Below are 20211 nucleotides of genomic sequence, written 5' to 3'. Positions count from 1 at the left end.
GGGGTTATCCATCCCCCCATTCTTTCTATATAAGAGAAAAGATATGTCAAAAGAATTTAGCCGTACGCAGCGTGTTTCCCAGCAGCTGCAAAAAGAGCTTGCGATGATCCTTCAACGCGAAGTTCGTGACTCTCGTTTGGGCATGGTTACCATCTCCGATGTCGAGGTTTCCCGTGATCTCGCTTACGCCAAAGTTTTTGTTACCTTCCTGTGCATCGGCGAGCAGACGCCTGAGTCTTGTTTGGCTGCGTTGCGCGAACATGAAGTACACATTCGAATGATGCTCGGTAAGCGAATTCGCCTGCGTTTGACTCCAGAAGTGCGTTTCTACTACGACAATACCTTGGTTGAAGGTATGCGTATGTCGAATTTAGTGACTGAAGTGGTCAATAAAGACAAGATCAAGCAAAAAGATTCTGGTCGCGAGGAAGAAGAGTAATGGCTCGTCGTCGCAAAGGCCGTCCGATTGATGGCGTCATTTTGTTGGATAAACCGACAGGTATTTCTTCAAACGATGCGCTGCAAAAAGTCAAACGAATCTACTTTGCTGAAAAGGCGGGGCATACTGGTGCTCTTGATCCTCTCGCAACGGGCATGTTGCCGATTTGTCTCGGTGAAGCCACCAAGTTCTCTCAATTTTTACTCGATTCAGATAAGCGTTATCGCGTGATCGCCAAACTTGGTGAGCGTACCAACACCTCCGATTCCGATGGTGAAGTGGTCGAAACACGTCCAGTTGACGTCAGTCTTGCTAAGCTCGAAGCGTGTATTGCGCAATTTCGTGGCGAATCGGATCAAGTTCCTTCGATGTTTTCGGCGCTGAAGTACCAAGGTAAGCCTTTGTATGAGTACGCACGCAAAGGCATCGAAGTTCCACGAGAGTCGCGCAAAATCACGGTGTACGAGATCGTGCTGCATCGTTTTTCTGGCGATGAAGTAGAGATGGAAGTGCACTGTTCAAAAGGCACGTATATTCGTACCATTGTCGACGATCTTGGTGAAATGTTGGGTTGTGGTGCTCACGTGACGATGCTGCGTCGCACAGCGGTCGCTAACTACCCGTACGAGAAAATGGTCACGTTAGAGCAACTCAACGAGTTACTTGAGCAAGCCCAGCGCGAAGAAATCGCACCGCGCGAGTTGCTTGATCCCCTGTTGCTACCGATGGACACCGCCGTTGAAGATTTGCCGGAAGTAAATCTTATCCCTGAATTAGCGGATATGGTGCAGCATGGTCAAGCCGTGCAAGTGTTTGGTGCGCCAACGGAAGGGACGGTGCGTTTGACCATGGGTGAGGAAAGGTTGTTTATCGGTGTCGGAGAAATGAACGATGACGGCAAGATCGCACCCAAACGTTTAGTGGTCTTTCGTCACGAAGAGTAATGCATGGACTGATAGCGACAATGCTGGCCAAGGTGCCAGCATTTTTTGATTGCGTGGCAAGTGAATGTTCCCTATAATTCGCGCTTACCGTGTCGGCTGAATCAGAGATTGGCTGGCACAAACACTAACCTACTCTTATTAGGAGAGAATTATGTCTCTGAATGCAGAAACTAAAGCAGCAATCGTTGCTGATTACGCACGTGGCGAAGGCGACACTGGTTCACCAGAAGTACAAGTAGCTCTACTGACTGCTTCTATCAACCACCTACAAGGTCACTTCCAAGCGCACAAAGGCGATCACCACAGCCGTCGTGGTCTGCTACGCATGGTTTCTCGTCGTCGTAAGCTTCTAGATTACCTAAAAGGTAAAGATCTAGCTCGCTACCAAGACCTAATCAAACGTCTAGGCCTACGTCGCTAATTAGTGGCTGCATAGTACAGTTTGTTCAAAAAAGGGGCGTAAGCCCCTTTTTCGTTACCTAAATTTAGCCAAATCGGTTTCAAGTCGTTATACTACACACGGCTTTATCTCAACTCATGAGATAACTCATCAGTTCAGGCATTACAGTCAACCTCGTCGACCTAAAGGTCGCGACTATTAAAAGTCGGTTTGTTTTCCCATCGTGTCAAACGCGCAGCGCAAGCCTATTTTTACTAGTCGCGATTCGTAGTGTTCTGAGCCTCATTTAATTTATCTAAGCGTGTGCTTAGAGCAAGGAATAAACATGTTCGAAAAACCAGTTGTTAAAACATTCCAGTACGGCAACCACACCGTGACACTGGAAACTGGCGTAATCGCGCGTCAGGCTACTGCCGCTGTGATGGTGACCATGGACGATACTGCGGTATTTGTTTCTGTGGTTGGTAAAAAAGAAGCGGTTGCAGGTCAAGACTTCTTCCCACTAACCGTAAACTACCAAGAGCGTACTTACGCAGCGGGCAAAATCCCGGGTGGCTTCTTCAAGCGTGAAGGCCGTCCTTCTGAAGGTGAAACGCTGACTGCACGTCTAATCGACCGCCCAATTCGTCCTCTATTCCCAGAGGGTTTTAATAACGAAGTACAAGTTATCGCAACGGTCGTGTCTGTTAACCCAGACGTACAACCAGATATCCCAACTATGATTGGTACGTCTGCAGCGCTTGCTATCTCAGGTATCCCATTTAACGGTCCTATCGGCGCGGCACGTGTTGGTCACATTGACGGTCAACTCGTATTAAACCCAAGCAACACTGAACTCAACGCATCTCGTCTAGATCTTGTTGTTGCGGGTACTGAATCTGCCGTGCTAATGGTTGAGTCAGAAGCGGACAACCTAACTGAAGAAGAAATGCTATCTGCAGTGGTATTTGGTCACGACCAACAACAAGCTGTGATCAAAGCGATCAACGAGTTTGCAGCCGAAGTGGCGACGCCATCTTGGAACTGGGTTGCTCCTGAAGCGAACACCGCTCTTAATGAGAAAGTCGCTGTTCTAGCAGAAGCGAAACTGGTTGAAGCTTACAAAATCACTGAAAAAATGGCTCGTTACGACCGTATCCATGAGATTGCGGCAGAAGTGAATGCAGCTATCCTTGCAGAAGACCCAGAAGCCGATGCGAAAGAAATTCACACTATCTTCCACGATCTAGAGAAGACTGTTGTGCGCCGTAGCATCATTGCTGGCAACCCTCGTATCGATGGCCGTGAAAAAGACATGGTTCGTGCACTAGATGTTCGTACTGGTGTTCTTCCACGTACTCACGGCAGTGCGCTGTTCACTCGTGGTGAAACTCAGGCGCTCGTAACGGCAACGCTAGGTACTCAGCGTGATGCGCAAATCATTGATGAGCTAACGGGTGAGAAGAAAGATTACTTCCTACTACACTACAACTTCCCTCCTTACTGTGTAGGCGAAACGGGTTTTGTCGGTTCTCCTAAGCGTCGTGAAATCGGTCACGGTAAACTGGCGAAGCGTGGTATTGCTGCGGTAATGCCATCAATTGATGAGTTCCCATACACAGTACGTGTTGTTTCAGAAATCACGGAATCTAACGGTTCATCTTCAATGGCTTCTGTATGTGGTACTTCTCTAGCGCTTATGGATGCTGGTGTGCCAATCAAGGCTTCTGTTGCGGGTATCGCAATGGGTCTAGTGAAAGAAGGCGACGATTTCGTTGTTCTTTCAGATATCCTTGGCGATGAAGACCACCTAGGTGACATGGACTTTAAAGTCGCGGGTACTTCAACTGGTATCACTGCACTTCAAATGGACATCAAGATCGAAGGTATTACTAAAGAGATCATGCAAATTGCGCTTAACCAAGCTCAAGGTGCACGTAAGCACATCCTATCTGTTATGGATCAAGCGATTGCTGGTGCTCGTGATGATATCTCTCAGTTCGCGCCACGTATCCACACCATGAAGATCAGCGTTGACAAGATCAAAGACGTGATCGGTAAAGGCGGTGCAGTGATTCGTCAGTTGACTGAAGAAACCGGCACTACCATTGAAATCGAAGATGACGGCACGATTAAGATTGCAGCCACCTCTGGTGAGCAAGCGAAAGAAGCGATCCGTCGTATCGAAGAGATCACCGCAGAAGTGGAAGTTGGCCGTATTTACACTGGTAAAGTGGCACGCCTTGCTGACTTCGGTGCTTTCGTTAACATTCTGCCTGGCAAAGATGGTCTAGTGCATATTTCTCAAATCGCTGACAAGCGTATCGAGAAAGTGTCAGATGTGCTGTCTGAAGGTCAAGAAGTGCAAGTTAAAGTACTGGAAATCGACCGTCAAGGCCGCGTGCGTCTGAGCATGAAAGAAGCAGTAGAAAAGCCTGTAGAGGCAGAAACGCCAGCAGCACCCGTGGTAGAAGAGTAAGCCAACACGCGGCACAATGTCGTAATTTGGCGCTTTTCTCGCTTAAGGCGCTGAAAGCATGTTATAAAGGGAGCAACTTTGCTCCCTTTTTTATTGCGGTCTAACAGGAGTCTCCCTGAGTGAAATGGTTTCAAACCGTCGGCCTTTGCCTAGCCTTAGCGACAACAGGCTGCGCCTCTAGCCTTAGCAGTAACAACAGTCAATGGATTTACCCGCCAATGGCCGTCCCTCTGCAGCCGAGTGTACAGCAGGAAGTGCAGATTGCGCGTCTATCTCAGCTTTTACAACGCCCAGATCTCAGCGATCCTGTACGGGCCAAAATGCACTATGAACGCGGCAATTACTATGACAGTGTTGGTCTGAGAGATTTAGCGCGTTTGGACTTTAGCCAATCTCTACAATTGAATCCTTCTCAGCCAGATATCTTTAATTTGCTGGGTGTCTACTATACCCAAGTAGGGGAATACGACGCGGCTTATGAAGCATTTGATTCAACCTTAGAGCTTGATCCACACAACAGTTATGCAGAGCGCAATCGTGCCATTGCCCTCTACTACGGTGGGCGTTTGGAATTAGCGCGCGACGAAATGGCGAAGCATTATCACGATGACCCCAGCGATCCCTTTCGCGCATTGTGGCTGTATATCATTGAAGCGGAAATCGATCCCGTAGTGGCCAAAAAAGATCTGCTTGAACGTTATCGTCAACGGAGTGAAGAGTGGGGATGGGTTTTAGTGGCGCTGATGGCAGAGCAAGTCTCAGAAGAACAGGCATTTAAAGCGATCATTGATGCATCGAGAGAAAATGTATTACTGGCTCAGCGACTGACGGAAGTCTATTTCTATCTGGCGAAACGCTATCAGTTGAAAGGCGACTTTGCTAACGCTATCTCATTGTATAAGTTGGCTATTTCTTTTAATGTCTATGAATACGTTGAGCACCGTTATGCTTTTCTTGAATTAGGTAATATTTTTGACCAGCTACAGGCTGAGCGTATGGCGAAGAGCAAATAGGTGCATTGTTCAGCTATTGTAAAACCGCCTTTTTGGCGGTTTTTTTTCGTTGGTTTCTTTGAGGGTCTAGGCAAAACCAAATGAGTCGCTATAATATTTAGTTAGGCTAACTAAATGAGTGTATTATGACCCTGAGTTTACAGCTAGAAAAGTTGGAACGCTTCTCAGCCAAAGTGTGGCGACAAACTGCCAAAGAAGATCCTATTGGCCATTTGAGTTTCAATGAATACGACTACCTAAAAGCAGTGCAGTCTTTACCTGAGCCTATTCGGCTCACCGACTTGGCGAATGCTTTAGAAGTTTCGAAGCCTTCTGCGACCAATATGGTGACCAAATTGGAGAGCAAAGGGTTGCTTGTTCGCGTGCCGTGCTCAATAGATGCAAGAGCCAAACGGATCTCTTTGACCGAGCGGGCAAAGCAACATTTGGCACTTGAACTTGCGGTCTATGCACTTATCGCCGAGGAAGTTGGCAAAAATCTCTCTCAGGATGAGCGTATTCAGTTAGACAATCTGCTAACCAAGGCATTGGGATAAGCCCAAGGTTAGCTTGTTGAATTATCTCTTCGTTGAAGAGCATGCAGAGTAGTAAAAAATGCAAGTGTCGATTTACCGCCAGTTTTGGCGCTACGCGATTCCCACGATTGCCGCTATGTTGGTTAACGGTTTATACCAAGTTGTGGATGGGATTTTTATTGGCCACTACGTTGGGGCAGAAGGGCTAGCGGGGATTAACGTCGCCTGGCCGCTGATTGGTTCAGTGCTCGGCATCGGTTTGATGGTTGGAGTCGGTACTGGTGCTTTGGCGTCAATCAAACTGGGTGAGAAAAATCTTGATCAAGCCAGAAAACTTCTGTCGACAGGCTTGTCTCTGCTGCTGTTAATCAGTCCACTCGTTGCCTGGTTACTGGCCAACTACGCGGACGATTTTCTCCGTTGGCAGGGAGCTGAAGGTGCGGTATACCAGCTTGGTTTGCAGTACTTAGAGGTACTGGTTTACTCGTGTGTCTTTACCTTAGGGTCGATAGCGATGCCCATCTTACTGCGCAACGATGGCAGCCCCAATCTGGCGACTATGTTGATGATTCTTGGTGCAGTGAGCAATATTGTGCTCGATTATCTTTTGATCGGGGTGTTGCAGTGGCAATTGACGGGGGCTGCAATCGCAACGGCGTTGGCGCAGATGATCGTCACTTTTGTAGGATTGAGTTATTTCCTGTCACGCAAAGCGAAACTGCGCTTGGGTCGCGATAGCTATGCGTTCCAATGGCGCGCATTGCCGAACATAGTTGCAGTTGGCACTTCCAGCTTCTTTATGTACGCCTATGGTTCGATGATGGTGGCGCTGCACAACAGCTTACTCCTTCAATATGGTAGCCCGATTTTAGTGGGAGCGTATGCCATTCTGGGCTACATCGTGGTGGTTTATTACCTGATTGCAGAGGGTATTGCCAATGGTATGCAGCCTTTGGCCAGTTTCAATTACGGTGCGGGTAATCGCCACAATATTCGCAAACTGCTCAACGTGGCGATGAGTTCGGCTGTGCTCACCGGAGTCGTGTTTGTCGTGCTTTTGAATCTTTTTCCTGAAAATGTCGTCGCGGTCTTTAATGCTCATGATCAAGCTTTAACCGAAAGTACCGTCACCGGAATTAGACTGCATATGTTCGCGATGTTTCTCGACGGCTTTTTAGTGGTGTGTGCCGCTTACTATCAGTCGATCAATCGTGGTGGAAAAGCGCTGTTTGTCAGTATCGGCAATATGCTGGTACAACTGCCTTTTCTTTTCGTCATGCCTAAATTATTTGGCATTACTGGCGTGTGGTTGGCGTTCCCGTTATCGAATGTTGCCTTAAGCTGTGTGGTGGCGGTAATGCTATGGCGAGATATGCGGCAAATGCCAGCGGATGAGGTTGTGGTTAAAATGAGTTAAAGCGCGGTGCGATGTGCTCCGCGCTAACAGTACGATCAGCGAATGTTTTTGACTTCGAGCCCGGCAATTTGATGCCAGTAACCATTGCATTGATGATCGCTAATTTTCGTCGGTTGTAGGCCTTTTTCATTGGCTTTGAACTGGTCAAGTTGCGAGAAGGTATCTAGGCCAAGCGGGCTTAGGCGCACCACATCAACCAAACCGTGCATGCCCGCCAGATCGTTTATCAGGTTGTAGCAGTAACCGGATTGGGTTTGGATGCCATTGAGGTTAAACACGCTCTGCCCTTCTTGGCTGCAAACCTGAATACCGGTGGGATATTTGATACAGCAAGTTTCGCAATCGTCTTTGGCGCGATTCTCCGCTCGAGCGGTAAAACAACGCGCCGAGTACGCCAAAGGCAGATAGCCGTGGCTGAATACTTCCACTTCAAACTGCTGACGGATGTCGAGTGACTCGCATTGAGTTAAGACGTTTTGTAACCACTGTTTTGACAGCTCAACAGGCATACACCAACGAATCATACCTTGCTTTAGCAACACATTGAGTGCATGAGCGTTGTAGCAGTTTATCGCTGGGCCGACGACAAACGGCACCTTTTTTTCATGCGCCATTTGAATCGCGGCCACGTCGTTGGCCTCAATAGCAAAGTCACCATTGTCGATGTATTTCTTCATCACATTGACTTCGCTAGGAGCTTCAAGCAGTGCCATGGTCGAAAGCACCACTTGTTTTCCTGCCGAAGAGAGCTCTTTAGCCAACTCAAACCAGTGAGCGGGTTTCATTTCACGTCGCTTTGAACAGACCGATTCACCGAGATAGATGATATCGGCTGAGCTCTGCTTTGCCTGTTGGTAAAAGGCTTCGACATTCTGTTTTGGCCAAAAGTACAGCAAAGGGCCAAGTGAGTATTTCATGCTAATTCCTCGTTACTGCCACTGGCGATGGTAGGCGCCGAGCGTGGTTTGTCGGCCTTCTGAAACATTCGCCAGTGCGGCATTCCACGCCTCTTGCACTTGATAAGCTTGTGGGTTGGCTTGGTAGTGATCGATGGCGGCACGCCAGGTACGAGTCACTTGTTCGACGTAAGCGGGGCTACGTTGTCGCCCTTCGATCTTGACCGAGGCCACATTGGCCGCAAACAGTTCCGGCAAGAGCGAAAGGGTATTGAGGCTGGTAGGCTCTTCCAGGGCGTGATAGCGTTTGCGTTCGCCCTCAATATCTGCCTCAAAGCGACCTTTACACAGCGTCGGGTAACCTGCGTTTTCTCCGTGTGTGTATCGGTCGATCAAAATGTTGTTCAATCTTGATTCTAGTCCCGTGTCGGTCTCTTGCCAGCGAACATATTTAGCGGGCGAACAGGCTCCTACGGTGTTCGGTGACTCACCAGTCAGGTAGGAAGAGAGATAGCAGCGACCTTCCGACATGATGCACAAGCTACCGAAAGCAAACACCTCCAGTTCAACATCTTTTGGGGTGTTTCTGGAGAGCTGTTTTACTTGATGGATGGAAAGAACACGTGGTAGCACGACGCGTTTGACGTTGAAATTCTGCTTGTAGAACTCGATAGCCGCAACGTTGGTGGCGGAAGCTTGTACTGAAAGATGCAGCTCTAATTCAGGGTACTTCTCAGCGGCGTACTGCAAAATGGCGATGTCTGCAACAATCAAAGCATCCACGCCGATCTCCGCGGCCCTGTCCACGGCATCAGTCCAGCGATGAAAACCATCCGGATGGGCAAAGGTGTTCAAGGCTACGTGGATTTTTTTTTGTCGGTCGTGGACGTACTCAACCGCTTTATCCAGTTTTTTGCCAGTAAAATTGAGGCCTGCGAAATGGCGGGCATTGGTATCATCTTTAAAACCGATGTACACCGCATCGGCACCGCAATCGATGGCGGTTTTTAGCGCAGGGAGGTTACCTGCCGGGCAAAGGAGTTCCATATGCTGTCTAAAATCGAGACGAAAAGGTGGCAGCATTTTATGAAGGATTATGAATAGTCGATTTGATGTAAATTAGGTTTGTCGCAATAAATCCGATATTTACCCTTTGTGGGTAGTGGGCTTTGGAGCGCACTAAAGCGGATTGGTTAGTTTTTGTGACGGCGGTTTTGTGCGAACAGCTCTTCGATTTCATGCTTAGGCTGAGGGCGATAGAAGTGAAAACCTTGGATAGAGTGGCAACGTAAGTTAGAGAGCAACGTAGCTTGTTGATGGGTTTCTACGCCTTCTGCCACCACAGTGAGATCCAGCGACTTTCCAAGATTGATGATGTTTTCAATCACCGTGACTTGTTTGGGTAACACGTCAATGTCGTTAATAAATGCGCGGTCAATTTTCAGCTCATCAATGGGAAAGCGAGCGAGGTAGGCCAGTGATGAATAGCCAGTGCCAAAATCATCTATCGATAATGAAAAGCCTAATTTTTTGATGGAGTTGAGCATTTGCAGCGTATGATCGCTGTCACTCATTACTGCACTCTCGGTCAGTTCAAAGGTGATGCAGCCAGGATCGAGCTCTGTGGTTCTTAGCAGCTTTTCCATAAAATCAATTAATTGGGGATTGCCGAACTGTTCGGGAGAGAGGTTGATTGCCACACGCCCAGGCAAAATGCCTTGCAGCTTCCAACGTTTAACCGTGTTAAACACTTCACGCATGACTACTCGGCCTAAGTGCTCAATAAGGCCCGCTTTCTCAGCGACCGGGATGAACGCGGCTGGACTGATGTATCCTTCGACCGGATGTTTCCAGCGCACTAAGGCTTCAGCACCATTAATACTGAAGTCACGCGCATTCACTTTGGGTTGATACCACACTTCTAAACCGTTCTGTTGCAGTGCTTTTTGCAGTTCTATCTCCAGCCATAAGCGCATGCGAGCTTCTTTGTTCATCTGATCATTAAATTTGATCAGACGATTACGGCCGCGATCTTTGGCTTCGTACATGGCGGTATCGGCATTTTGTAGCAGGATTCGCGCATCTTGCCCGTCTTCCGGATAGCGCACACTGCCAATCGAGCAGGCGAGGCGTTTACTGAAATGGTGGAGATCAAACGGTTGATTGATCAAAGCGATGATTCTATCTGACAACAGCTCTGCCATGCGGTTGTTTTCTGGCTCGGGCAAGATGATGCCAAACTCATCTCCGCCTAAATGGCCAATCACGGCATGCTGCGGTAAAAGGCGCTTTAACCGAGCAGAGACCTCCAAAATCACGCGATCGCCAATATGGTGACCTAGCGAGTCGTTGATGTTTTTGAAGTTATCAATGTCCAAATACAAAAGCAGCAGCGGCGTTTGGTTTTTGATCAACTGTTCGAGTCGTTTGGTAAAACCAAAGCGGTTATACAGCCTAGTCAGAGAGTCGATATGAATATCATCATCACCTTGATTAGAAAGCTGTTTGGGAGCTTCATCCGCATCTTGAATCAAAATGAGTTGTGACTGGTTGCCCAGTACCGTGGTGTTGTCGGCATGCAACTGAACGCGGCGCTCGAAACCGCAACGTGCACTGGTCATACAGACAAACGCTTTGCTGGAAAGTAGCGTTGAAAGCTTGTGGCGAAAGACCATTTTGGTCTTTTCATCGATGAACAGGCGGCTTAGTTCTTCCCCGAGCAGATCATGGGGGGAATTGAAACCCAACAGCCGAGCAGCAGCAGGATTGGCAAATAAAACCGAATCATCTTCAACCAACAACAAACCGTCTGGAAGCAGTTGCGTTAACTGCGAGAACTTACTTTCTGATTCTTCAAGAGATTTGATTAAAATCTGTTTTTCTGAGGTGTCGATGGAATGAAAAACGATGTGTTGGATGCCATTTTCGTCGCGCAGCGGCGATAGGCTGAAATGCAAACTGGTTTCCAGATCGGTTTCATCCAGCGTCACTTCCGCTTCTATATATTCACCGTCAAACGCACGTTGATAGTAGGGACGTAGTTTTTGGTAGAAATTTTCGCCGAGAATTTTCGCATCATTCATACCGATCAACTCTTGCTCAGAGAGTCCGGCAATATCGCAATAGCGTTCATTGACCATGCAGTAGCCATGCTGACGATCGAGGATAGCAAAAAAGAATGGGCTGTTGGCTGTAAGTGTCTTAAACCAATGATGTAATTGCTTGGATGGCATTAAAGTACTACCGAGCTCCAGAGAGCGTGATTATTCGTCCATGTAATGAAAAACGCAGAGCCATCTAACTATAACTGTGAAAGTATGCTTATTAAAGGGTTTATCAATACAATAGTGACAATAAATTATCAAAGGTCAAAAAAACGTCGTCCATTGTCATCTATTTGCTCAATGCGCCTATGCAATCGGTATAAAATTCTTTTTTTGATGCATAACAGGTATTCCTTTCATGCTATCCACTAAGATAGGTGCTCCTTTGACAAAGTAACGGAAAATGAGCGTGATAAACAAGATTCGCAGTCAACTAGTTCAAAACGCCGCATCAATTTTGCGATCTCCAGTCCAGTTATTGCCACAAGCTGTACAGAAAAAAGCCTTGCTTGAAGGGCTGAAACTGGTTTTTAAAGAAGCGCTCGTTGATGGTGATTTTGAATTTCTACAAGATAAGTGGTTAAAAGTAGAGATAAAAGACCTGCAACTGCATTGGTATATCAGCTATCAGGATGAACAACTGGTGGTGGCCAAGAGTGAGGTGGAAGCGTCGGTGAGCTTCGCTGGTAATCTCAATGATCTGGTGCTGATCGCTGGACGTAAAGAAGACCCAGATACCCTCTTTTTCCAACGCCGTTTGTCAATTGAAGGCGATACGGAATTGGGTCTAGAAGTGAAAAATCTGATGGATAGTGTTGATTTAGAGCAGTTACCGAAAGCGCTACAACAGTTGTTAAATCAACTGGCCGAGTTCGTTCATAAGGGAGTACAATCAGCCCAAACACACAATGGGGTTGTAAATGCTTATTCGAACTGAAGCGCCAGCGGATCTCCTGGCGATTGATGCACTGCTCAAAGCGGTGTTTCCCACCGACGCTGAAGCGAACTTGGTGATGGCGCTGCGTGAGAACGGACGTTTGACTTTATCGCTGGTGGCGTGCAGTGAAGAAGGGGAAGTGATTGGCCACGCGATGTTTTCTCCGGTGACGCTCAATGGCGAAGACTTTTCATGGCAAGGCTTGGCGCCACTCGCAGTTAAAGCGCAGTACCAAAATCAGGGCATAGGGGCAGAGTTGGTGCGAGAGGGTTTGACCTGCTTGGCGGAATTCGGTTATCCAGCCTGCTTTGTATTGGGCAATCCGGCCTACTATCACCGTTTCGGTTTTACTGCTGCGAGTGACTTGGGATTTGCATGTCAGTGGGAGGTGCCTGAAGGGGCTTTTCAATCGCTCGCGTTAGCCGACAATGAATTTCAAGGGCACCAAGGTAACATTGAGTACAGTGCGGAATTTTCCATGTTTTAAGCCAAACGGCCTGCTGTACAGGCCGTTTGGCGCTCCAAGCATCGCAAAAAGTCAGTGTCAGACTTACTCTGACTCGACGACAAATTTTTGATACTATTGCGCCGTTGATGGAAATGGTCAGATGATGTCAGAAAACGAAAAACTCTACTTACAGCAAATGGGTATCCCCACTTGGGAACTCACGCATCCTGAACGGTTGGCAGGCTTCCAATTTGCTCCAATCGAGCTACCGGCAGAGTGTTGCTTGCTATTGGTGGCAGAACAGTGCCCTAAAAATCACACCGCGCAACTGTTTGAAAGAGTGCTGAAAAGTATCAAGCTTGAGCTTTCACAAGCGAGACACGTTTCTCCCGCAGAGCTTGCGCTGGTAAACCTAGAACCTCTCACTTGGATCTGGTTTGCTGGTACAGTGACTCAACCTGTGGCAGCGACGGTGAACGTACTGCACTCTCCTGCATTGAGTGACATCGATGGGAATAACGAGCATCGCCGTGCGCTTTGGCAGCAAATTTGTGCTTATGAGTAAATAGAAATGAGTTGTACTTTAGTCGCTATGAATGTCGAGCACCTCGACGCGGTTTATCAGATAGAAACACGTGCTCACTCCCACCCTTGGGCGCAAAGCTTGATCCACGATCTCTCCAGCCGTGGGGCAATGCATCACGTGATGCTGGTTGACGGCAACGTAGTGGGCTACTTTTACGCGCAAAATATTGTCGGTGAGGTAACTTTACTCAATATCGCCGTTTGTCCGACTCAGCAAGGCAAAGGATACGGACGTCAGCTGCTGGACGCTTTTATTGAGTTAGGCGAGCAACAAAGCGCTGAAAGCGCTTGGCTGGAGGTGCGTGAGAGTAACCAGCGTGCATTGGCCTTATATCAAGACGCGGGCTTTAACGAGGTGGATCGTCGCCGCAATTACTACCCGACCAAAACGGGTCACGAAGATGCCATCATTATGAGTTATCTGTTCAACTGCTTTTGAGCATCGCGGCGGCTCGGGTTTCGCCGTAGCTGTTCTCTTTTAATCTTTGCGTGATGACATCAACCGGCTGCGGCTTATCAAAGAGATAGCCCTGAAACTGCTCACAACCGAGCTTCATTAATGCTTCCATCTCTTCGTGCTCTTCCACCCCTTCGGCGATCACTTCTAAGTTGAGGCGATCCGCGGTCATGATAATGGTGTCGACGATCGCTTGGTCGCTTTGATCTAGATGCAATTGGGTGACAAAGGAGCGGTCGATTTTCAGTACGTCCACCGCCAAATGTTTAAGGTAGCGCAAGGATGAGTAGCCCGTACCGAAATCGTCGATAGAAATTTTCAGATCAAGCTCTTTGAGTTGTGCCATCTTGTTCATTGCGCTTTCCACGTTCTCTAACAGCAAACTTTCCGTAATTTCCAGTTCGATATGCTCGCCGGAAATACCCGCTTGTGTAAGGGCATGGGTAATGTGCTCGACAAAAAACTGCTGAGAAAACTGCAGCGGGCTGATGTTGATTGCTAAGCGACGGAAGGTGTCCGGGAAAACGCCCAACTTTTTCCACTGCGCGTACTGGTAACAAGCTTGTTCGATTATCCAGTCACCGATTGGCAGAATTTGCCCGGTTTCTTCTGCGATAGGCATGAAAACACCAGGGGGGAGCAATCCGCGTTCTGGGTGATTCCAACGAATTAAGGCTTCCACGCCGATTATTTGCATCTTGTCGTTCACTTGAGGTTGGTAATAGAGTTCAAGTTGTTGTTGATGCAGTGCTTCATGCAGACCTTTTTCGATTTCCAGAAACGACTCAACTTGAGCGTGCATTTCTGGCTCATAAAACATGTATTTATTGCGTCCTGCGACCTTAGCGCGATAGAGCGCCGTATCGGCTTGGCGCAAAACATCAATGCTGGAAATTCCTTCACTGGGGAACTTGGAAATGCCAATACTCACTGTGCAATAAAGTTGGTGATCATCAATCGAATAGGGATTTGATATTAACGCGAGTAACTGCTGAGCTTTATTTGCCGCATGCTCCAGCGACAAGTTAGGGATCAGAATGGCGAACTCATCACCACCGATACGAGCTGCCGTTTCGCCATCGTGTAGCCAACCCTCCAAACGCTTGGCAATGGCTCGCATTAAATTGTCGCCGATGGTGTGACCGAGCGAATCGTTGATGGTTTTGAAACGATCCAAATCCATGTAGAACAAAACGCCATTGCTGTTATTACGTAGTGCTTCATTCAAACTATCATTGAGCGTTTTCAGAAGCAGGCTGCGGTTAGCAAGCCCAGTCAGCGTATCGTAGTAAGCTAGTTGGTTTAACTGGCTTTCTGCCGCCGCGCGCGCTTGCCATAAATTGTGAAAAGAGAGCGCCAAACGACCGAGCTCATCATTACTGTTTCTTGGTGGTAGCTCGATCGCCGTTTTGCGGTTTTGCAGCGAATTCACCCAATTATTCAACGTAATGATCGGTTTCGATAGCTTCACATAGAAGAAAGCCAGCAAAATGGTGGTCAATAAAATATTACGAAACAAATCAAATAACAGAATTCGGCTCGATTTGCTGATAAACGCTTCGGCGATACTGGAACCATTGACGGAAAAGCTGAGCGTGCCAACCACCACGTTTGAGTTTGGCTGGTGGAGCTCGGTTTTGTAAAACGGTGAGGCGGGCGTCAAGATAGTGGAAAGCAGTTGCGTGATCATATCTTGAGCTTCAATCGGCCGATTTTTTTGTGTGAGAACGTCACCGAAATCGTCAACAATCGCGACACTGTAGACGGCGTTATCCATCATCAAACTGGAGGCGACTTGCTCCGCTAGCAGGTGGTTCAAGTGGTATGCGGCTTGGCTGGCGTTGGAATAATTTTGCATCAACTTAAACTGATAGTGCTCTTCGATGCGCCGCTGCTCCTGATGGAGATCAACCAGAATATGGTACAAGCTAAAACACAGGCCAAGAACAACCGAAACCAGAAACACGGTTCGTGCCTGCTTAAAAGCTAAAGAATGTACTTTTTTATTTTTTAGCATACCGTCAACCAATCCTTCTTACTTCTATAGTTATAGAACATATAGCCAAGTAACCCAAAATACTTGAACGAGATAAAATCGTTTGTGTTGCTACACATAGATGTTGAAAAATCGAGTCGTCATGATGGAAATTTCTCACAGGCAGAGCGTTGAGTGCTTTTTGAACGCACGGCACTTTGCTGTCCAGAGTTGCCGATTGGCGAATAATAAGCGAGAATACCGCGCAAAATTGAATCTACCTCAGGAAGGGGCGCCGCAGATAGCAATCTGCAGGGTTATTGAGCAAAAGCGATAGCCGCCCGTTTCCCGTCCAGAACACACAAGAAGATCAGTGTCATGTCAAATGCTCCATTTTTGAGCGAAGTTGCCAAGCGCAGAACGTTCGCTATTATCTCGCACCCGGATGCGGGTAAAACCACCATTACAGAAAAAGTCCTGTTATTCGGACGTGCTATTCAGACTGCTGGTACCGTGAAAGGCCGCGGCTCAAGCCAGCATGCCAAATCCGACTGGATGGAAATGGAGAAAGAACGTGGCATCTCGGTGACCACTTCTGTGATGCAGTTTCCTTACAATGACTGCTTGGTCAACCTGCTTGATACTCCGGGACACGAAGACTTCTCGGAAGATACCTATCGTACGCTGACTGCCGTTGACTCGTGCTTGATGGTGATCGACGCCGCCAAAGGTGTTGAAGATCGAACGCGTAAGCTGATGGAAGTTACTCGCCTGCGTGATACACCGATCGTCACCTTCATGAACAAACTGGACCGCGATATTCGTGATCCGATGGAACTGCTGGACGAAGTTGAAAGCGAACTCAATATCGCTTGTGCGCCTGTCTCTTGGCCAATCGGCTGTGGTAAAGAGTTTAAAGGTGTCTATCACATTCACCGCGATGAAACGATTTTGTACGCCACTGGTCACGGCCACACGATCCAAGAAGAGCGCATTATCAAAGGATTAGACAATCCAGAGCTGGATACTGAAATTGGTGCTGATCTGGCTGAGCAACTGCGTGAAGAGCTTGAATTGGTGCTGGGTGCTTCGCATGAATTTGATCTTGAGATGTTCCTCAAAGGCGAACTGACGCCGGTTTTCTTTGGTACCGCTTTAGGTAACTTTGGTGTTGACCACATGCTGGATGGCCTGACTCAATGGGCGCCTGCGCCACTGCCGCGTATGGCCAATGAGCGTCAGGTGGAAGCAACCGAAGACAAATTCACTGGGTTCGTGTTTAAGATCCAAGCGAATATGGATCCGAAACACCGTGACCGCATCGCTTTCATGCGCATTGTATCTGGTACTTACAACCAAGGGATGAAAATGAACCATGTTCGCCTTGGGAAACAGATTAATATTTCGGATGCCGTGACCTTTATGGCGGGAGACCGTTCTCGTGCTGAGGATGCCTACGCCGGTGACATCATTGGTTTGCACAACCACGGCACAATTCAAATCGGTGACACCTTTACTCAAGGTGAAACACTGAAGTTCTCGGGTATTCCCAACTTTGCCCCAGAACTGTTCCGTCGTATTCGTCTACGCGATCCTCTAAAGCAAAAACAACTGCTCAAAGGGCTGGTTCAGCTGTCTGAAGAAGGTGCAGTACAGGTATTCCGCCCGCTGCAAAACAACGATTTGATAGTCGGCGCGGTCGGTGTGCTGCAGTTTGACGTGGTGGTGGCGCGTTTGAAATCAGAATACAACGTGGAGGCGATCTACGAGGGGGTAAACGTTGCTACGGCTCGTTGGGTTGAATGTGCGGATGCGAAGAAACTCGATGAGTTCCAACGTAAGAACCAAGCTAACCTAGCGCTGGATGGCGGTGACAATCTTACCTACATCGCGCCAACCATGGTCAACTTGAACTTAGCCAAAGAACGCTTCCCTGAGGTAGAGTTCCGCGCCACACGTGAGCACTAAGCGCTGAGTGATTGAGAATTGTCGCCCTGGGTTTGCAGCCCGGGGCGCTTTTTTATATGGTGCGTAAAACAGTGTGGAGATGATGAGTATGCAGTGGTTGAAAAAGTGGTTAAAGCGCTATGACGATTGGTGTCGAGAGCTTGGTTTAACGCCGGAGCAAAAGCGCAGTTGTGTACCCTACAAGCAAGATCCTGCGCGAGAACGCCGTAACAATGACGCTGTTTGATAGTCACTGCCACCTCGATTTTCCGGTGTTTGAGACCGACTTTTCGCATATCTTGCAATCTGCTCAGCACGTGGGCGTGAAGCGATTCCTCATTCCTTCCGTTGGTCCGGAAAATTGGTTGCGAGTCGCTGAGCTGTCATCGCAACATCCAGAGATTTACTACGCACTCGGCTTGCACCCTTATTTCTTAAACGCTGACTATACGCTCTACCAAACACAACTGATGGCACGATTGGATGCGCGTCCGACGCGCTGTGTCGCCATTGGTGAATGTGGGCTAGATTTTGCCATTAAGGTTAACCCTGCCTTACAAGAAGAAGCGTTGCGGTGGCAATTTGAGTTAGCGAGGCAGTATGGTCTGCCGGTTATTTTACATGGCCGTAAGGCGCATAATCGCCTGATCCAGATGGTCAAAGCTGCTCAGTTGCCTAAAGGGGGCGTACTGCATGCATTCTCTGGCAGTTATGAACAAGGGATGGAGTGGCTGAGATTGGGCTTCTCGCTCGGTATTGGCGGCACAATCACCTATCCGCGCGCCAACAAAACTCGCCAAGCGGTGGCGAAACTGCCGCTTGAGCATCTGCTTTTGGAAACCGACGCACCAGATATGCCACTGAGTGGTTATCAGGGTGTGGTAAATACGCCATCACAAATAGTTAACATCTTGACTATACTCTGTGAGTTGAGAAATCAGACAAAGCAAACGGTTGCTTCGCAACTTTGGAAAAATAGCAATTCGCTGTTCTCTATCTGTGAATGAAATCTAACATTCCCGCTCAAACAATATGGCGTTTTATATATTATTGTGAAGATACTCACAAACAAAAGTGAATTTGCACCGAGTCTGATGGGAAAGTGTGAAGGTGGCATTACTTTAATTGTTGAGGCGTGAGTATAATTGCCTCCGCTTTATAGCTCCATTTTGTAACACGCCAATAAATAACTTAATAAGGAAGTCATAAACTATGAGCCTGTTTATGAGCCTAGTCGGCATGGCAGTATTGCTAGGAATTGCATTCTTACTGTCTGACAACCGCAAAGCTATCAATCTAAGAACTGTGGGTGGCGCTTTTGCTATCCAATTTATCATCGGTGGTTTCGTTCTTTACGTACCATGGGGTCGTGATCTACTAGCAGGTTTCTCTGCTGGTGTTCAAAGCGTTATCGACTTCGGTAAAGACGGTACTGGTTTCTTGTTCGGCAGCCTAGTTAACTTCTCAGTTGACGGTATCGGCTTTATTTTTGCCTTCCAAGTACTACCAACACTGATTTTCTTCTCAGCACTTATCTCTGTACTTTACTACATTGGTGTGATGCAGTGGGTTATCAAGATCCTTGGTGGTGGCCTGCAGAAAGCTCTTGGTACGTCTCGCGCCGAGTCAATGTCTGCTGCTGCAAACATCTTCGTAGGTCAAACTGAAGCGCCACTTGTGGTTCGTCCGTTTGTTCCTCACATGACGCAATCTGAACTGTTTGCCGTAATGTGTGGTGGTCTTGCTTCTGTTGCTGGTGGTGTACTAGCTGGTTACGCATCAATGGGTGTGCCACTAGAGTACCTTGTAGCAGCATCATTCATGGCGGCACCGGGTGGTCTACTGTTCGCAAAAATCATCAAACCTGAAGTTGATACGCCAAAAGAAGATCTTGGCGCTGAGATCGACGGCGGTGACGACAAGCCTGCAAACGTAATCGATGCAGCTGCTGGCGGCGCATCTGTTGGTCTGCAACTTGCACTGAACGTAGGTGCAATGCTATTGGCATTCATCGGTTTGATCGCTCTGATCAACGGTATCCTTGGTGGTGTTGGTGGTTGGTTCGGTATGCCTGAACTGACGCTAGAAATCATCCTAGGCTACATTTTCTCTCCACTTGCATTCCTAATTGGTGTGCCATGGGAAGAAGCAACACTAGCGGGTTCTTTCATCGGTCAAAAACTGGTGGTGAACGAGTTCGTTGCGTACCTAAACTTTGTTCCTTACGTTGGTGAGAACGCACAAGTTGTTGCGGCAACGGGTGCAGTGATGTCTACTAAGACTGCTGCAATCATCTCTTTCGCTCTGTGTGGTTTTGCGAACCTTTCTTCTATCGCAATTCTACTGGGTGGTCTAGGTGGCCTAGCGCCAAACCGCCGTCACGACATCGCTCGTATGGGTGTTAAAGCGGTTGCAGCGGGTACGCTATCTAACCTGATGGCGGCGACCATCGCTGGCTTCTTCCTGTCTTTCTAAGTTAGTTAAGAGACAGTATTTATAGACGCCGTTTAATTTCGCCCCGTAGCAAGAGATTGCTGCGGGGCGTTTTCAGTTTTTGCGCCACAGTGAATGAAATGGACTCTGTGAGAGCGAATCGTCATGGGCGTCGAGGCTGAGTTTTTTTGAGATACAAACCGTTTGCGCTCTATTTGGTGCTACAGTTTTGCGATGAATATC

General features: G+C 47.9%; 19 protein-coding genes. 15 read left to right on the top strand and 4 right to left on the bottom strand.

Annotated features, from left to right (window positions below; translation table 11 throughout):
• The first annotated feature begins 43 nt into the window (after window positions 1-43).
• The 7 genes from rbfA to EWA64_RS05415 all read left to right on the top strand — a co-directional run bounded on the left by rbfA (window position 44) and on the right by EWA64_RS05415 (window position 7186).
• Window positions 44-439 (top strand): 30S ribosome-binding factor RbfA, encoded by a 396-nt coding sequence (rbfA, locus tag EWA64_RS05445; protein WP_061895008.1) that lies wholly within the window; start codon window positions 44-46, stop codon window positions 437-439.
• Entirely contained in the window at window positions 439-1383 is a 945-nt protein-coding gene (gene truB, locus EWA64_RS05440) for a tRNA pseudouridine(55) synthase TruB (RefSeq protein WP_061895007.1), read from the top strand. Before rbfA ends, truB begins: the two co-directional genes overlap by 1 nt.
• A 151-nt stretch (window positions 1384-1534) precedes the next feature.
• A complete protein-coding gene (gene rpsO / locus EWA64_RS05435) occupies window positions 1535-1804 on the top strand; it encodes a 30S ribosomal protein S15 (protein ID WP_011079620.1) in 270 nt (89 codons plus the stop codon).
• A 304-nt stretch (window positions 1805-2108) separates the two neighbouring features.
• On the top strand, window positions 2109-4241 hold the full coding sequence (gene pnp / locus EWA64_RS05430) for a polyribonucleotide nucleotidyltransferase (protein WP_061895006.1): 2133 nt from the start codon (window positions 2109-2111) through the stop codon (window positions 4239-4241).
• 119 nt (window positions 4242-4360) lie between these two features.
• Entirely contained in the window at window positions 4361-5254 is an 894-nt protein-coding gene (nlpI, locus tag EWA64_RS05425; protein WP_061895005.1) for a lipoprotein NlpI, read from the top strand.
• 125 nt (window positions 5255-5379) lie between these two features.
• On the top strand, window positions 5380-5790 hold the full coding sequence (locus tag EWA64_RS05420) for a MarR family winged helix-turn-helix transcriptional regulator (protein WP_061895004.1): 411 nt from the start codon (window positions 5380-5382) through the stop codon (window positions 5788-5790).
• Window positions 5791-5848: 58 nt separating this feature from the next.
• A complete protein-coding gene (locus EWA64_RS05415) occupies window positions 5849-7186 on the top strand; it encodes an MATE family efflux transporter (RefSeq protein ID WP_061895003.1) in 1338 nt (445 codons plus the stop codon).
• Window positions 7187-7221: 35 nt separating this feature from the next.
• Here the strand turns inward: EWA64_RS05415 and EWA64_RS05410 are convergent, their stop codons facing one another.
• The 3 genes from EWA64_RS05410 to EWA64_RS05400 form a co-directional block, all read right to left on the bottom strand.
• On the bottom strand, window positions 7222-8103 hold the full coding sequence (locus tag EWA64_RS05410; protein ID WP_061895002.1) for a U32 family peptidase: 882 nt from the start codon (window positions 8101-8103) through the stop codon (window positions 7222-7224).
• A 12-nt stretch (window positions 8104-8115) separates the two neighbouring features.
• A complete protein-coding gene (ubiU, locus tag EWA64_RS05405; protein WP_061895001.1) occupies window positions 8116-9129 on the bottom strand; it encodes a ubiquinone anaerobic biosynthesis protein UbiU in 1014 nt (337 codons plus the stop codon).
• 146 nt (window positions 9130-9275) lie between these two features.
• Window positions 9276-11315, bottom strand: a complete 2040-nt coding sequence (locus EWA64_RS05400) for a sensor domain-containing protein (RefSeq protein ID WP_061895000.1) — start codon at window positions 11313-11315, stop codon at window positions 9276-9278.
• A 280-nt stretch (window positions 11316-11595) separates the two neighbouring features.
• Here EWA64_RS05400 and ubiT point away from each other — a divergent pair, with 280 nt between their 5' ends.
• The 4 genes from ubiT (at window position 11596) to rimI (ending at window position 13595) form a co-directional block, all read left to right on the top strand.
• Entirely contained in the window at window positions 11596-12123 is a 528-nt protein-coding gene (ubiT, locus tag EWA64_RS05395; RefSeq protein WP_061895017.1) for a ubiquinone anaerobic biosynthesis accessory factor UbiT, read from the top strand.
• Window positions 12107-12610 carry a GNAT family N-acetyltransferase gene (locus EWA64_RS05390; RefSeq protein WP_061894999.1) on the top strand — a complete coding sequence of 168 codons (504 nt, stop codon included), beginning with the start codon at window positions 12107-12109 and terminating at the stop codon, window positions 12608-12610. Before ubiT ends, EWA64_RS05390 begins: the two co-directional genes overlap by 17 nt.
• Window positions 12611-12734: 124 nt before the next feature.
• Window positions 12735-13136 (top strand): DNA polymerase III subunit psi, encoded by a 402-nt coding sequence (locus EWA64_RS05385; protein ID WP_061895016.1) that lies wholly within the window; start codon window positions 12735-12737, stop codon window positions 13134-13136.
• 6 nt (window positions 13137-13142) lie between these two features.
• Window positions 13143-13595 (top strand): ribosomal protein S18-alanine N-acetyltransferase, encoded by a 453-nt coding sequence (gene rimI, locus EWA64_RS05380; protein ID WP_061894998.1) that lies wholly within the window; start codon window positions 13143-13145, stop codon window positions 13593-13595.
• Here the strand turns inward: rimI and EWA64_RS05375 are convergent.
• Complete coding sequence (locus tag EWA64_RS05375; RefSeq protein WP_061894997.1) at window positions 13582-15630, bottom strand: putative bifunctional diguanylate cyclase/phosphodiesterase; 2049 nt, start codon at window positions 15628-15630, stop codon at window positions 13582-13584. The two genes, rimI and EWA64_RS05375, sit on opposite strands and share 14 nt — an antisense overlap.
• Window positions 15631-15966: 336 nt before the next feature.
• On the opposite strand from EWA64_RS05375, the gene prfC reads away from it, so the two are divergent.
• From prfC to EWA64_RS05355, 4 genes are all read left to right on the top strand, one after another.
• Window positions 15967-17556 carry a peptide chain release factor 3 gene (gene prfC, locus EWA64_RS05370; protein WP_061894996.1) on the top strand — a complete coding sequence of 530 codons (1590 nt, stop codon included), beginning with the start codon at window positions 15967-15969 and terminating at the stop codon, window positions 17554-17556.
• Window positions 17557-17644: 88 nt separating this feature from the next.
• Window positions 17645-17782, top strand: a complete 138-nt coding sequence (locus tag EWA64_RS05365; RefSeq protein WP_170320346.1) for a DUF5363 family protein — start codon at window positions 17645-17647, stop codon at window positions 17780-17782.
• Window positions 17769-18542, top strand: coding sequence for a TatD family hydrolase (locus EWA64_RS05360; protein ID WP_061894995.1), 774 nt, complete (start codon window positions 17769-17771; stop codon window positions 18540-18542). Before EWA64_RS05365 ends, EWA64_RS05360 begins: the two co-directional genes overlap by 14 nt.
• Window positions 18543-18747: 205 nt before the next feature.
• Window positions 18748-20010 (top strand): NupC/NupG family nucleoside CNT transporter, encoded by a 1263-nt coding sequence (locus EWA64_RS05355; RefSeq protein WP_061894994.1) that lies wholly within the window; start codon window positions 18748-18750, stop codon window positions 20008-20010.
• Window positions 20011-20211 lie beyond the last annotated feature (201 nt).

The sequence above is a fragment of the Vibrio cidicii genome, from assembly GCF_009665415.1.
Lineage (GTDB): Bacteria > Pseudomonadota > Gammaproteobacteria > Enterobacterales > Vibrionaceae > Vibrio > Vibrio cidicii.
The sequence above is the reverse complement of the archived record's forward strand: the minus strand, read 5'-3'. Positions and strand labels throughout refer to the sequence as shown.